The sequence below is a fragment of the Bacillus cereus group sp. BfR-BA-01383 genome (assembly GCF_022663495.1).
GTDB lineage: Bacteria > Bacillota > Bacilli > Bacillales > Bacillaceae_G > Bacillus_A > Bacillus_A cereus_AU.
In genome coordinates this window covers 280,606-295,625 of sequence record NZ_JAKUFP010000001.1, presented here as the reverse complement: position 1 = coordinate 295,625, position 15,020 = coordinate 280,606, and the positions used below count along the sequence as shown (strand labels likewise).

Genomic DNA, 15,020 nt, shown 5'->3' with positions numbered 1-15,020 from the left:
TTTCATCTTTGGCTCATAATGACAAAAGTCAAATTACATTTTCTGTACAACATTTGATTGAAAGAAATACAAAACAAAGGAAAAAAACGCAACGAATCAATCGAATCGTTCCGTTATTACTAAAAGTGATTGCTAGTGTGTCTATTGTGACAACACTTGGAATTATTTTCACACTCGCAAATGAAACAATCATGTTTTTTCAAAAAATATCATTATACTCCTTTTTGACGGAGAAAGAATGGTTACCTTTTTTTGAAAATCCTAAATTCGGTATATTACCACTTATATGTGGGACAGTCCTTGTAACGGCAATTGCAATGTTTGTAGCAATTCCGATTGGTTTAGCTTGTGCCGTATTTTTAAGCGAATATGCTTCAAACGGTGCACGGAAAATATTAAAGCCGATGTTAGAACTATTAGCAGGCATTCCGACAATTGTATATGGATTTTTTGCATTAACAGTTGTCACGCCACTTTTACAACGAATGATACCAGATTTACAGTTTTTTAATGCGATTAGTCCAGGGATTGTGATTGGATTTATGATGATACCAACAATTGCGTCTCTGTCTGAAGACGCGATGAGAGCTGTAGCGAAAGGAACGAAAGAAGCTTCGTTAGCGCTCGGAGCAACTCGCTTTGAGATGGTAAAACAAGTAGTATTTCCTTCGGCTTTTACGGGCATTATGGCAGCGATTATATTAGCGGCTTCCAGGGCAATTGGTGAAACGATGATCGTTGTAATTGCAGCGGGATCCACACCAAATGTATCGCTCAATCCGACACACTCGATTCAAACGTTAACAGCTTATATTGTGCAAGTGAGTTTAGGTGATGCTCCGCATGGAACGCTTACTTATTACAGCATGTATGCTGTGGGTGCAACGTTATTCCTATTTACTTTTATAATGAACATCATTTCGCAGTCTATTATGCGCCGTTTTAGGAGGATGACATAATATGCGAATGTTGAATCATAAAAAAATACAAGAAAATATGGCATCCCGTTTTTTAAAAGACCGAATTTACAAATTGTTATTTTATATAGCAATTTTGTTTTCAATAGTAATACTGTTTATTTTGCTTTTTCAAATTTTTGAAAAAGGTATAAGTTATCTTTCCATAGATTTTTTTACAAACTTTGCTTCACGTAATCCGAGAGAAGCTGGGATAGTTGCAGCTTTGTCAGGAACAATATTATTTATGAGTATTGTTATACCCGTCTCGTTTATATTTGGAGTCGGAACTGCGCTTTATTTAGAGCAATATGCGAAGGAGTCTATATTTAAAAAGGTAATAGAAATTAATAATCAAACGTTAGCAGGAGTACCTTCCGTTGTATTTGGATTACTCGGCTTAACTATTTTTGTATATGCTCTTCATTTAGGCGAGAGTATTATTGCGGCGGCACTGACGATGAGTTTACTCGTTTTACCGACAGTTGTTGTAGCTAGTCAAGAAGCAATCCGATCTGTACCAAGTTCATTATTAGAGGCTTCTTACGGATTAGGTGCTACGAAGTGGCAAACAATGTATCAGGTTGTATTGCCGGCAGCTTTCCCAGGAATTATAACGGGGTGTACGTTAGCCATATCAAGAGCAATTGGAGAAGCGGCACCACTGTTAGTTATCGGAGCGCTTGCATTTGCAAATTATGTTCCATTTAGTATGTTTGATCGGTTTACAGTTTTACCAATTCAAATTTTTAATTGGATGAGCAGACCACAAGAAGAATTTCAGTATGTAGCAGCAGCTGGGATGATTGTTTTGCTAGGGTTGTTGCTCTTTATCAATATATTTGTCTTATGGTTACGAAATCGAAAATAAGTTGGAAGTGGATGAAAGGGGAATTCAAATGGTAGCAACAGTAGTAAATGTACAGGTGAAAAATGAAGAGAAAATCGAGACTGCGCCAAAGAAAGTAGTATTTGATACGAAAAACTTAAATTTATGGTATGGAGAAGACCATGCTTTAAAGGATATTAACTTAAGTATTCATGAGAATGAAGTTACAGCAATTATCGGCCCAAGTGGTTGTGGTAAATCAACGTACTTAAAAACACTCAATCGTATGGTAGAGTTAGTACCTATCGTTCGAACTACAGGTGTAATTGAATATAGAGAACGCAATATATTTGATAAATCATATCCAGTTGAAGAATTACGAACGCATGTAGGAATGGTATTCCAAAAGCCAAATCCATTTCCAAAGTCTATTTATGAAAATGTAGCGTACGGCCCGAAAATCCATGGTATTCGTGACAAAAAAACATTGGATGAAATTGTTGAAAAAAGTTTACGTGGGGCGGCAATTTGGGATGAGTTAAAAGATCGCTTGCATGATAATGCATATGGTTTATCTGGTGGACAGCAACAACGTTTATGTATTGCACGTTGCTTAGCAATTGAGCCAGACGTTATTTTAATGGATGAACCAACATCGGCGCTAGATCCAATCTCAACATTAAAAGTAGAAGAACTAATTCAAGAGTTAAAGAAAGACTTTAGTATTGTTATCGTAACGCATAACATGCAACAAGCGGCACGTATTTCAGACAAAACTGCTTTCTTCTTAAGTGGAGAAGTTGTGGAATATACAGATACAAACAAATTATTTACGACACCTTCAGATAAGCGAACAGAAGATTATATTACAGGTCGATTTGGTTGATATCGTTGCAAGGATAAGAGTAAATGCCCTCTTAACAGAGGGCATTTCTTATTTTAATAGGGAAGTATACTTCTCCTATCTTAAGGCTTTACTACAGGCATAAGAAGCTAGGTAGGGGATTTATATATAATGGCACATAATATTGAGGGGGAAGTAACAATGGTAAGAGAGCAGTTTCAATGTGATTTAAAAACGTTGCAGCAAAAGGTGATTGAGCTTGGTGAGTTAGCGAGGGAAGCTTTATTGATTGCCATGGAAGGCCTTCGTAAAAGGGATGTAGAGAAAGCGTTAGAGGTTATAGATGGTGATTATCGTATGGATAATTTAGAAGAGGAAATAAATGATCTTGCGCTTATGCTTATTACGAAGCAACAGCCTGTGGCAAGTGATTTACGAAGAATTTTTATTTCAATTAAAACAGCGACAGATTTAGAGCGTATTGCAGATCATGCTGTTAATATTGCAAAATCTACAATTCGTCTTGGGGAAAAAGAAGTGACAGTTAGTTTGCAAAATCTTGATGAAATGTTTGCGATTGCTCATAAGATGCTAAATTTAGCATTGGAAGCATACGAACAAGAAAATTTAACTATTGCTAAACAAATTGCTGAAATGGATGATTCAGTTGATGAAATATATGGAAAGGCGATCCGTGAATTTATATCTTCAATTCCGGGGCAACCAGAAGCAATTACACAAATTACACAATTATCCTTTGTGGCGAGATATATTGAGCGTGTAGCAGATCATGTTACAAATATTGCTGAGAATGTATTTTATTTAGTAAAAGGTAAGCATTACTTATTAAATGAATAAATAAAAAAGCAGGTGAGACATCACCTGCTTTTTTTAGTCAAAACATGACAAAAAAAGCTCGTTGTTTCCTTTAGTTTATGATGATAAGATGTATCATAATGTAATCGAAAAATGAGTACGTATATGTTGGCTACGTAGTAAGTTTTATTTTACCAAGTTAATCGTAAGCGCTTTCTTTTTGCGGTTTAAAAGATACATTTGTATAGATAATCTTAATCAGAGTTTTTCCGTAGTGATGTTTCGTTAAACAATCAAACTTATACTGCTAGTTAATGCGGGGTAGATAATATACATATCGTATATGGAGTTACTGAACATTATATAAGTGGAGGCTGAAGTATATGAAGGGGGTTATTTTAGCTGGAGGAAAAGGAAGACGCCTTAGACCATTAACATGTAATACTCCAAAGCCGATGTTGCCATTATTAGAAAAACCGGTATTAGAATATAATATTGAATTATTACGCCGGCATGGTATTCGTGAAATTGCAATTACAGTTCAATATATGAGTACGGCCATTAAGCAATATTTTGGTGATGGAAGCAAATGGGGAGTAAATTTGTACTATTTTGAAGACTCTCCTCCCCTTGGAACCGCAGGGAGTATTAAACAAGCGGAAAAATTTTTAGATGAAGCATTTGTTGTGATAAGCGGGGATGCATTAACTGATTTTCAATTATCAGAAGGAATTACGTTTCATAAACAAAAGAAAAGAATGGTAACCATGTTTGTGAAGGAAGTAGAAAACCCACTCTCATTCGGTTTGGTTGTAATGAACAAAGAACAAGAGGTTATACGATATATAGAAAAACCGAGCTGGAATGAGGTAGTCTCAAACATTGTGAACACAGGAATTTATATTATGGAGCCAGAAATCTTTTCTTACATACCGCCCCAAGAATTTTTTGATTTCAGTCAAGATGTGTTTCCATTATTGGCAAATAAGAACGCGCTATTTGCATATTTGTCAGAAAGCTATTGGTTAGATATCGGTACATTTGATCAATATCGACAAGCGCAATTTGACTTGTTAACGAAAAAATTACAAGTACCTATTCCCTATACGGAAGTATTACCAATGGTATGGATGGGAGAAGGTGTAACGATTGGGAAGGGAACGAAAATTCATGGTCCTTCTTTTATTGGAGAAGGAGCAACGATTGGTGCGGGAGCTGTAATTGAGCCTTATTCTATTATCGGAAAAAATAGTATTATTTCAAGTTATTCTCATCTTCAAAAAAGCATTGTTTTTGCAAATACGCACATTGGGAAGTATTGCGAGCTATTAGAAACAACAATAGGAGAGCGCACAATGGTTGAAGATGATGTCACACTGTTTCAAAAAAGCATTGTAGCGGACCATTGTCATATAGGGAAAAGTACGGTAATTAAGCAAAAAGGAAAACTATGGCCTTATAAGGCTATTGATAGTCATTCGGTTGTAGGATCGGCTGGTGTTCAAGAAAGTGAAAAGAGTGCAGGATGGTTACAAAAAAGTCGCATTGTAGGAAGAGGCAATGTTGAGATTACTCCTCAATTTATTGTGAAAGTTGCGATGGCGTATGGATCTCTTTTTGCAAAAGGGGAAAGTATATTAATTGGAAGCCAAGAAAATATTGAGACAACTTCTTATAAAAATTTATTCCTTCATGCTATCCATGGTATCGGGATTCATACGATGGAATGCAAGGAAATGAACGAGTCACTTTTTCAATATAGCATTCAGAATTTGCAATGTGCAGGTGGGGTTTTCGTTCAAGTGGAAAATGAACAAGAGGTTGTTATAAAGTTGTACGGTAAGGATGGGAGGCTGTTAACGTATAAGCAGCAAAAGGCGATAGAACAAGTTTATATGTCTGAGTCGTTTTATTACGTATGTGAGAAAGAAATGGGACGAAATAAGCTGGTCCACGTTTCTTTAAATGATTATATAGAAGCTGTATTAGAGCACATTGATATTGAGAAAATACAAAAACAGAAGTTTCATCTTTTAATTAATAAGAGAAATGATATGTTACAACATTTACTTATGCTCTTTCTGCAAAGGCTTGGGTGCACAGTTACATGGATTTATGCAGGGGAACAAAAAGATCATGTGAAAGCTTTGATGAAATCAAGTAAAGCAAATATGGCGCTTATGTTTTCTGAGCAAGGAAATTATTTTGAGTTATATGACAATCATAGTAATATTTACCAAGGGACAGATTTTGAAGAAGTAGATATTCCAGATTTATTACTTGAATCAGCAGGAAATATTTACCCTATGTCTTTGAAATTAGGAGAATGTTACCTTCTATTTTATACGCATGATGAAAAGAAGTCTTTTCAAGTAAGATGGAAGCGAGATATTTTATATCGAATTGGAAAATTATTCGAGTTAATAGCACTGCAAGGGAAAACGTTTCGTAGCATAGTAGAGCAATCACCGCCACTTTATTTACTGTATGATGAAGTTGTCTGTTCATGGAACGAAAAAGGGAAAGTGATGAGGAAATTATTGGCTGATATGGAAAGAAAGGAAGAAGCGATATTTGAAGGAGTACAATTCAAACATGCAGAAAAAGAGTGGTCTTATATCGTTTCTGACACAAAACAACCAAAATTTTTAGTGTATTCACATGCTAGAAATCCAGTGATAGCAAGGGAAAACATGAAAAATCTTATAGAAAAAATTAGACAATATCAAAAGGTGTAGAATTTTTATTTTAAAAGTGGTATTATGGTATAGTCTGATTTAAGTTATTAGTACTGGAGGGAAATAAGAATGCGTGTGAATATTACTCTAGCATGTACAGAATGCGGAGATCGTAACTATATCTCAAAGAAAAATAAACGTAACAACGCTGAGCGTATCGAGCTTAAAAAGTATTGCAAGCGTGACAAGAAGTCTACGTTACACCGTGAAACAAAGTAAGCAGTAGGAATATTTTCCTACTGTTTCTTTTTTTTATTCGATTCCTATGTGAAAAGTGATACACTATCATCGTAGAGTGAAGTGTCACTGTAAGGGGGAAAATGTGTGAAAGAAGAGAAAATACGTTTGCGTAAACAAATAATAGAGCACATGAATTCTTTATCAGAAGAACAGTATACAACTTTATCAGAGCAAATTGCAGTTTCGTTGTATGCGCAAAAAGAGTGGGTTGAAGCTAAAACAATTGGAATCACTCTTTCGATGGAACATGAAGTGAATACATATCCTATTATCGAAAAAGCTTGGGAAGAAGGAAAGAAAGTTGTTGTTCCGAAATGTAATAAAGGGACAAGAACAATGTCCTTCCGTCAAATTAGTAATTTTGATGAATTAGAAACCGTGTATATGAATTTACGTGAACCGATTCCGGCGTTTACGGAAGAAGTGGATGCGGATGAAATTGATCTTCAAATCGTGCCAGGCGTAGCTTATACAGAGCGAGGAGAACGGATTGGATATGGTGGGGGCTATTATGATCGTTATCTTTTGCATTATAAAGGGAAAACGCTATCATTAGCTTATGATTTTCAAATGGTAAAATATATTCCAGTAGAGCCATTTGATAAAAATGTAGAAAAAATTATTACAGAAAAAGGAACAATTGTTATAAATGGGCTTGTATAGACAAATAAAAATTGACGAGGCTTTTTCTTCTTGATTATAATAAAATATGTGAACGTTTTCTTATTATAATTTTTTATAGTAAGTGAGCATAGAGGGTGATGAAATGGCATCTATTTATGATATTCAGCAATTGCTAAAGAAATTTGGCACGATTATTTATACGGGTGATCGAATTGCAGATTTACAATTAATGCAAGATGAATTGCGTGAATTAAATCAATCACAGCTAATCGATCCACAAGACTATCAAACAGCTTTATTTTTATTGAAGCAAGAAATTCAAAAAGAGCTAAATAAGAATTAGATAAAGGTAGGTAAGCAACATGGAAGAGAAATGGTTAGTTGGTGTTGACCTTGGTGGTACAACGATTAAATTAGCATTTATTAATGTGTACGGTGAAATTTTACATAAGTGGGAAATCCCTACAAATAAAAATGAGCAAGGCAAACATATTACACTTGATGTGGCGAAAGCTATTGATAAAAAGTTAGAAGAGTTAGGTGAATTAAAAAGTAAGTTAATAGGTATTGGTATGGGAGCTCCTGGTCCTGTACATGTGGCATCAGGAATGATTTATGAAGCGGTTAATTTGGGATGGAAAAATTATCCGTTAAAAGATTTACTAGAAGTAGAAACAGGATTACCTGTTGTGATTGATAATGATGCAAACTTAGCAGCGCTTGGTGAAATGTGGAAAGGTGCTGGTGAAGGAGCAAAAGATTTAATTTGTATGACACTTGGCACGGGTGTTGGTGGCGGTGTAATCACTAATGGTGAGATTGTACACGGTATAAGTGGTGCTGCTGGTGAGATTGGACATATTACAGTAGTTACAGAGAACCCTTTCCCTTGTAATTGCGGAAAGTCTGGTTGCTTAGAAACAGTAACATCTGCAACGGGTATTGTGCGCGTTGCTATGCAAAAAATACAAGAAACTAATAAAGAGAGTCTTTTACGTTCTATGTTAGCAGAAGAAGGGCGTATTACATCAAAAGATGTATTTGAAGCGCATGGACAAGGTGATGAGCTAGCAGGCGAAGTAATAGAAAAAGTAGCTTCTTATTTAGGATTAGCTGTAGCGAACCTTTCTAGCACGTTGAACCCAGAGAAAATCGTTATTGGTGGAGGCGTGTCTAAAGCTGGAGATGCACTATTAGAACCAATTCAACGTTATTTCGAGCAATATGCTTTCTCACGCGCTGTAAAGAGCACAAAGTTAGCAATTGCGACACTTGGTAATGACGCAGGTGTTATCGGAGGAGCTTGGCTTGTAAAAAAGCACAAACACGAAGCGAAGATGATATAAGTTGTGAAATATGAAAAAAGGAAGGGGAGACCCTTCCTTTTTTGTGCAAAATCTTGATGAAGAATAGCATGTAAATGAATTAAGCTGCTGGAGGGTACCCGTTATATAGAACGGTCATAATCGTAAACCATCCGAAAACGAGTACAGTTGCAATTGCAAAGCCGCCCGCGAAAAAGTTCTTCTCGCGAAGTGTTCTAAGCGTAGCAAATACAGCTAACAGAGTGACAAGCGTAAAAATAATAACAAGGCCCATACAATATCCTCCTCTGTCTACCCATTCCTTAATATGAGTTTTTAGAATATTTACTCTTTTATATTGTACATGTTTTAAAAATGATTGTCGAGATAGCATCCTTTCTTTTCCTCAGAGAAAGAAATGTTGTATCATTAAAAGTAAGTTTAATAACTGGAGGAGATTTTCATATGAAATGGACACAAATGCCGTTAGGCCCATTACAAACAAATGCTTATATTTTAACGAACGATCAAAATGAGTGTATTATCTTTGATCCTGGTCATGAAGGAGAAAAGCTCGTTACATATTTACAAGAAGAACAATTAAAACCACTCGCGGTCTTATTAACACATGCTCACTTTGATCATATTGGTGCTGTCGATGCGGTACGAGACGCTTTCCATATTCCTGTATACGTACATAAAGAAGAAGCAGACTGGCTAGGAGATGCAACTGTAAATGGCTCTCAAATTTTTATGATGAACCGCAGTATTACAGCGAAACCAGCAGATCATATTATCGAAGCAGAAGGTACGTTAACAATTGGTTCATTTAGTTTTGAAATTTTTGAGACGCCAGGACATTCTCCAGGAAGTATTTCTTATTATTGTAAAGAGGCGAATGCGGTGTTCTCTGGAGATGTATTATTCCAAATGAGCATCGGAAGAACGGATTTACCTGGTGGAAGTTTTGCTGAATTAATTGGAAGTATTGAAGAGAAATTATTTGTATTACCAGATGAAACAGCGGTACTATGTGGACATGGTCCTGAAACAAGCATCGGTTTTGAAAAAGAAAATAATCCATTTTTACAATAAGGAGTCATTATGGGGATGGAGCTCATTTTAAGAGAATGGATGGGAAAAGAAAAGGATTATTCAATTTCATATAGTACGTATATGAACCTCGTATTGTATACAGAAGGACATGGATATTATATGAAGGAACATGCAAAGATTGGAAGGCAAGGGGATTTTTTTACAAGTAGCAACGTATCCTCTGTTTTTGCAAAAACTTTTGCTAAGTTTTTTATTCGTCTTGTTGAAAATGGAGAAGTTGCTTCGAATATTTGTGAGATTGGCGGAGGAACAGGAAAGTTTGCTTATGACATTTTACAAGAATGGAAGCAATTATCTCCGGAAACCTTTATTGATTTAAACTATTCAATGATTGAAGTGAGCCCTTTTCATAGAAAATTACAGCAGGAGAATCTTCGCTCATTTGATAATGTGTCGTACTATACATCTTATACTGAAATGGGAGAATCATTTGAAGGGATCCTTTTTTCGAATGAGTTATTTGATGCATTTCCTGTTGAAGTAATTGAGAAGAGAAATGGCATGCTGTATGAAGTGCGTATTACGTATACAGAGGAAGGGAAACTTGCAGAAGTATGTAGACCGTTAGAACAAACGATTGGTCGATACTTATTGAAATATAATATTCATATGGCGGAAGGGCAACGTTTTGAAGTGCCGATTGCGATGGAAGGATATATAAAAGAAATTGCGAAATGGTTTCAAAAAGGTATATGTATTACAGTTGATTATGGCTACACAAAAGAAGAATGGATGCATCCTGCTCATTACGAAGGGAGTTTGCGAGGGTATTATCAGCATAAGCTAATACGTAATCCTCTAGCGTATCCAGGTGAAATGGACCTTACTACTCATATTCATTGGGATGAGCTGAAGGAGATGTTTAGCCTGCAAGGAATGAGTATAGTATGGCATAAGAAGCAATCTGAGTTTTTGTTAGCTGCAGGAATATTAGAACAGCTTACGAGTCATCAAGATACGAATCCTTTTTCTGAAATTCAAAAACAAAATCGAGCAGTTCGTTCTATGATTTTGAACGGAGGGTTAGGGAGTGCTTTTGATGTTGTTATACATACAAAAGATATGCAGAATTTACAATTGAATCAATATTTAACAGTATGAAAAAACAAGACACAGTATATTGCTGTGTCTTGTTTTTTCATACGACTTATGTAGCATTGTATATTTTCTCTCATGATATATATTTATATTAAAGATATGAGATGAAAAATATAGAATACGTTCTTTTTCTCTGTCTATTAGTCCCTAACCTAATAATACGCGAACGAGTTGAATAATTGTTTCATTTTCTACTTTGTAGTAAATTTCTAATCCTTTTCTTTCACTAGAAACGATTTTAGCACTTTTTAACTTTGCTAAATGCTGTGAAATTGTAGATTGTGGCATGTTTAAGCCTGTGTACATTGTAGAAACGTTGCTTGGGCCACGTTCAATTAATCCTTTTACAATACATAAACGAACAGGATGAGCAAGCACTTTCAATAATTCTGCATTGCTTTCATATAGTTCTATTTCTTTTTGAAAGGTTTCTAACATGTTCTTTTCCACCTCCGTGTGAGCTGTTATACCATACTATACATACCAAAAAATTAAAGAAAAGAAAACAGTTGTTGCAGAAAAAAAGTCCTAAAGTAAAGAGATTGTAAGAAAAGAGACCCTGATGTAAATAAAATAGATAAATTTGTACGGTTTTGTAAAATGACACTTTTGGGTGAAAATTTTGATGCGTTTTAAAAATTGAAAGATATAGATATATTTGTAACACAATTTTATCATGATTTTCTTATTCTTTCAAATGAATATACAAAATTTTTAAAATAATATGACAAAGGAATTGTAATGATATATATAGAATATAAAACAGGTTAAAAGAAGCCCAATGTAATCAGCTTCTTTATGATGATAATGAGACACTTGAGTGTAGCTGCTAAATCTTAGAATGGTCCAGTCATGAGTTATTTATTCTAGAGCCCATCTTTTATCAACTTTAAAAATCTGTGGTTCCATATATTCTCATAAAAATCAATTGTCTCTTTTGCGGACATAAATGGATTGTTTAACGTAGAGGTTGTTTTCTGCCCCATGAAGTTTTCGTATCCTAGTCCGTGGGCAAATTTAATAGTAGCATCCATGCAGTATTCTGTTTGGGCACCACAAAATTCAATACGATGTACAGACAATTGATCTAAAATCTCTTTCAAGTTTGTTTTATAAAATGAATTTGCATGTGTTTTTCTTACAAAAAAATCTTGTTCTTGAACATCTAGATCGGTATGAATAGCCCAAAGTTCTTTTTCGGGTACTAAATCATCATCACAATGTTGAACAAAAATGATTGGTTTATTTGATTTTCTGTATGAAGAAATTCTTTTATTTACTTTTGTAAGCAAGTTTTGTAATTCAAATAAATGCTCGCCGCTATAACATACCCCATTTTGTAAATCGATAACGATTAAAATATCTGCACAAGTATCCATTATTTTTACCCCTTTTTATTTCTTAATATATCAATTAATCCATTACTTGGAAATAGATGATGTGCTTTTATTTTTTAATGAACTATACAAAAAGAAAAAACATTAAAATGAATATGCTAGACAGCATAAAAAGAAGATATGAAAACTTAATTTCATATCTTCTGTTCGTCCTATGCATTTACAGGTTCTTCTACGTAAGAAAGGGCATTTTCAAAATCAGATATTAAATCGTTAACATTTTCAAGACCGACTGATAACCGGAGTAATGAATTAGAAATCCCTCTTTCATCACGAGCTTCTTGAGACAGTGCCGCATGTGACATTTTAGCTGGATAGGAAAGAATAGATTCGACAGCGCCTAAACTAACTGCAAAAACAGGTAATTTAACTTTGGATAAAAATTGGCGGAGAGCATCTTCTGACTGCAAAGTGAAAGATAGGACAGCACCGGCTGATGTGGCTTGGGACTGTTGAATATGAAAGCCGAGATGTGTTTGTAATCCCGGATAATAGACATTTTTAACTTTAGCGTGCTCTTGTAAATAATGTGCAATTTTATTGGCATTTGTAGCTGAATGTTCAAGACGTACATGCAATGTTTTTAGACCGCGAAGCACGAGAGAGCAATCTTGAGGTCCTAAAATAGCGCCAAATGCATTTTGTAAAAATCCAAGTTTTTGAGCGAGTTCGGCATCTGTTACGACCGCTAATCCGGCAGTAACATCACTATGACCAGCAATGAATTTTGTGGCACTATGAAGAACGACATCGGCGCCGAGATCAAGTGGCTTCTGGAATAGCGGTGTCAAAAATGTGTTATCAACAAAAGTAAGAGCACCAATAGATTTTGCGAGTTTAGAAACCTCTCGAATATCTGTTACTTTTAAAAGTGGATTAGATGGTGTTTCTACATAAAAGAGCTTCGTATTCGGTTTAATGTTTTGCTTTATTGCTTCTAAATTAGTCATATCAACAAATGTATGTGAAACACCGTAGCGAGAGAGAACTTCAGTTATCATTCGATAAGTTCCTCCATATACGTCTTCTGAAATGAGTACGTGATCACCTTGTGAAAGTAGGAGAAATGCAGTAGAAATCGCTGCAATACCTGATGCAAATGCGAATCCCTTTGTTCCGCCCTCTAATAAAGCGATAATATCCTCAAGAGCTTCACGAGTTGGATTACCAGATCGGCTGTAGTCGTATTTTCCGAACGTATCTACATCAAATTGGTGAAATGTAGATGTGTTATAAATGGGAACGTTAACAGCCCCTGTTTGCGAGTCATGTTTATATTGGTTGTGTAGTAAAAGTGTATCTATAGAATAACTCATATTTGTACACCTTCTTTTACAAGTTTAATGGCTTGTTTTAAGTCTTGAATTAAATCGTTACTATTTTCAATGCCAACGGAAAATCGAAGAAGGCGATTGCATACACCGTTTGCCGTTCTGATTTCTTCAGGAATATCAGCATGTGTTTGTGTTGCCGGATAAGTCATTAAACTCTCTACACCACCAAGACTTTCAGCAAATGTAATTAGGGATAAAGATTGTAAGAATGGATTAATCCATGTTTCATCTTTAAGACGAAATGAAATCATACCGCCTCTTCCTGGATAAAATACATCTGTCACACCGTCTTCATCATTTAAATAAGCAACAACTGCTTTCGCATTTTCTTCATGTTGTCTCATGCGAAGAGCTAAAGTTTTCATACCACGAATTAATAGCCATGAGTCAAATGGACTTAAGACAGCCCCTGAAGCATTATGATAATGAGCGATTTCTTCACAAAGTGCTTTCCCTTTTGCAACGACAAGTCCGCTTAGTACATCGTTATGTCCACCTAAATATTTTGTTGCACTATGAAGAACGATATCGGCACCTTCTGTTAATGGTTGCTGTATATAAGGTGTATAGAACGTATTATCTACAATAAGAAGTAGTCCGTGTCTTTTGGCTACAGTTGCGACATTGGCAATATCAGTAATTTGCATTAATGGATTAGTCGGAGTTTCTATGAAAATGGCTTTCGTTTGAGGTGTGATAGCGTGCTCAATTTGTTTAATAGATTGTGTATTTACGTATCTACATCGAATATTCCACTTTTTTTCATGTTCGGAAAATAAGCGATACGTTCCTCCGTATAAATCTTCAGATACAATAAGTTCGTCTCCAGATCGGAATAAAGAAAGGACGAGGAGAACAGCTGCCATTCCTGAGCTACAGGCATAACCTTGTTCACCATGCTCTAATTCTGCGATTGCCTGCTCTAAAATACCGCGAGTTGGATTACCAGTTCGTGAATAGTCAAAGCCAGTAGATTTACCAAGTCCTTCGTGACGATAAGCTGTTGAGAAATAAACAGGTGGATTAACAGTTCCTGTTGTAGTTTCGCTACGGTTCCCTATTTGTGCTAGTTTTGTTTCGATAGTTGACATGTGAAAATTCCTCCTTTTTAAATTGAACAATGAAGTGAATATAAAGTGAAACTTTAATCAGTGGGGGGCAGCACCTACTGACTATTAGCCCTCACCAATCGAGATAAAATAAAAAAAGCCTTCTAAGAAGAAGGCTTTCGGTTTGAATAGAGTCTTCTTCTCATCTGTCAAATCTTTCACAATTTGCTGGAATTAGCACCTTATTAACGAATGAATGTTAATGGTTGCTGAGGCGTCATAGGGCCAGTCCCTCTACCTCTCTAGATAAGAATGTTCGTATGAAATTTTATTATGTTTTTAACTTTACAACAAAAGATAATTGAATTGCAACTTTATTTTAAATAATTTTTATTTTTCAACAACTATCATTGACTTTTATTTTTGTGCATGCTAAATTTATTAAAAAATTAACAAACATTGTTAAAAGGGGAACGCATTTCCTTTTAACTACATAAATAAAATATATAGACAAACTCTTATTGAGAGCGGTGGAGGGAAAGGCCCTGTGAAACCCGGCAACCTTTAAACGAAATGTTTGAAACGGTGCTAATACCTGCAAAACGAATGTTTTGCATAATAAGAGGCGGAACAATTATGTCCCCCTCTTCAAGGTGAAGAGGGGGTTTTTATATT

Annotated in this window: 16 protein-coding genes and 2 riboswitches; of the genes, 11 read left to right on the top strand and 5 right to left on the bottom strand. The window is 35.4% G+C overall.

The features are described 5' to 3' along the window. Positions 1 to 8: 8 nt before the first annotated feature. The 9 genes from pstC (at position 9) to glcK (ending at position 8,393) form a co-directional block, all read left to right on the top strand. Positions 9 to 959 carry a phosphate ABC transporter permease subunit PstC gene (gene pstC, locus MR065_RS01710; RefSeq protein WP_242212269.1) on the top strand — a complete coding sequence of 317 codons (951 nt, stop codon included), beginning with the start codon at positions 9 to 11 and terminating at the stop codon, positions 957 to 959. Position 960: 1 nt separating this feature from the next. Next, positions 961 to 1,827, top strand: a complete 867-nt coding sequence (gene pstA, locus MR065_RS01705; protein WP_097906153.1) for a phosphate ABC transporter permease PstA — start codon at positions 961 to 963, stop codon at positions 1,825 to 1,827. 28 nt (positions 1,828 to 1,855) lie between these two features. Further along, positions 1,856 to 2,671: a phosphate ABC transporter ATP-binding protein gene (gene pstB, locus MR065_RS01700; RefSeq protein WP_000226681.1), complete on the top strand. Its 816-nt coding sequence runs from the start codon at positions 1,856 to 1,858 to the stop codon at positions 2,669 to 2,671. Positions 2,672 to 2,830: 159 nt separating this feature from the next. Beyond that, positions 2,831 to 3,487 (top strand): phosphate signaling complex protein PhoU, encoded by a 657-nt coding sequence (gene phoU, locus MR065_RS01695; protein ID WP_098268215.1) that lies wholly within the window; start codon positions 2,831 to 2,833, stop codon positions 3,485 to 3,487. A gap of 341 nt (positions 3,488 to 3,828) precedes the next feature. Then, positions 3,829 to 6,183, top strand: a complete 2,355-nt coding sequence (locus MR065_RS01690; protein ID WP_242212268.1) for a sugar phosphate nucleotidyltransferase — start codon at positions 3,829 to 3,831, stop codon at positions 6,181 to 6,183. A gap of 69 nt (positions 6,184 to 6,252) precedes the next feature. After that, positions 6,253 to 6,402, top strand: a complete 150-nt coding sequence (gene rpmG, locus MR065_RS01685; RefSeq protein WP_001265616.1) for a 50S ribosomal protein L33 — start codon at positions 6,253 to 6,255, stop codon at positions 6,400 to 6,402. 105 nt (positions 6,403 to 6,507) lie between these two features. After that, entirely contained in the window at positions 6,508 to 7,086 is a 579-nt protein-coding gene (locus MR065_RS01680) for a 5-formyltetrahydrofolate cyclo-ligase (RefSeq protein ID WP_242212267.1), read from the top strand. Positions 7,087 to 7,189: 103 nt separating this feature from the next. Continuing rightward, positions 7,190 to 7,390 carry a YqgQ family protein gene (locus MR065_RS01675; RefSeq protein ID WP_098268113.1) on the top strand — a complete coding sequence of 67 codons (201 nt, stop codon included), beginning with the start codon at positions 7,190 to 7,192 and terminating at the stop codon, positions 7,388 to 7,390. A gap of 19 nt (positions 7,391 to 7,409) precedes the next feature. Then, positions 7,410 to 8,393, top strand: coding sequence for a glucokinase (gene glcK / locus MR065_RS01670; protein ID WP_242212266.1), 984 nt, complete (start codon positions 7,410 to 7,412; stop codon positions 8,391 to 8,393). A gap of 79 nt (positions 8,394 to 8,472) precedes the next feature. Here glcK and MR065_RS01665 read toward each other — a convergent pair whose 3' ends face one another. Next, positions 8,473 to 8,646, bottom strand: coding sequence for a DUF2759 domain-containing protein (locus tag MR065_RS01665; RefSeq protein ID WP_000524850.1), 174 nt, complete (start codon positions 8,644 to 8,646; stop codon positions 8,473 to 8,475). 170 nt (positions 8,647 to 8,816) lie between these two features. Between MR065_RS01665 and MR065_RS01660 the strand changes: the two genes are divergently transcribed. After that, positions 8,817 to 9,446, top strand: a complete 630-nt coding sequence (locus tag MR065_RS01660; protein WP_097906149.1) for an MBL fold metallo-hydrolase — start codon at positions 8,817 to 8,819, stop codon at positions 9,444 to 9,446. 9 nt (positions 9,447 to 9,455) lie between these two features. Continuing rightward, a complete protein-coding gene (locus tag MR065_RS01655) occupies positions 9,456 to 10,568 on the top strand; it encodes a class I SAM-dependent methyltransferase (protein ID WP_242212265.1) in 1,113 nt (370 codons plus the stop codon). Positions 10,569 to 10,712: 144 nt separating this feature from the next. On the opposite strand, the gene MR065_RS01650 is transcribed toward MR065_RS01655, so the two are convergent. The 4 genes from MR065_RS01650 to metI form a co-directional block, all read right to left on the bottom strand. Further along, the gene (locus MR065_RS01650; protein WP_000894375.1) at positions 10,713 to 11,003 is read right to left on the bottom strand and encodes an ArsR/SmtB family transcription factor; all 291 of its coding nucleotides are present in this window, start codon (positions 11,001 to 11,003) and stop codon (positions 10,713 to 10,715) included. Between the two features lie 428 nt (positions 11,004 to 11,431). Further along, a complete protein-coding gene (locus MR065_RS01645) occupies positions 11,432 to 11,944 on the bottom strand; it encodes a cysteine hydrolase family protein (RefSeq protein WP_242212264.1) in 513 nt (170 codons plus the stop codon). Positions 11,945 to 12,114: 170 nt separating this feature from the next. Beyond that, positions 12,115 to 13,278: a cystathionine beta-lyase gene (gene metC / locus MR065_RS01640; protein WP_242212263.1), complete on the bottom strand. Its 1,164-nt coding sequence runs from the start codon at positions 13,276 to 13,278 to the stop codon at positions 12,115 to 12,117. Further along, positions 13,275 to 14,387 carry a cystathionine gamma-synthase/O-acetylhomoserine thiolyase gene (gene metI / locus MR065_RS01635; RefSeq protein ID WP_242212262.1) on the bottom strand — a complete coding sequence of 371 codons (1,113 nt, stop codon included), beginning with the start codon at positions 14,385 to 14,387 and terminating at the stop codon, positions 13,275 to 13,277. Before metI ends, metC begins: the two co-directional genes overlap by 4 nt. 157 nt (positions 14,388 to 14,544) lie before the next feature. Then, a riboswitch (SAM riboswitch) is annotated at positions 14,545 to 14,658 on the bottom strand. Positions 14,659 to 14,860: 202 nt separating this feature from the next. Continuing rightward, a riboswitch (SAM riboswitch) is annotated at positions 14,861 to 14,970 on the top strand. Positions 14,971 to 15,020 lie beyond the last annotated feature (50 nt).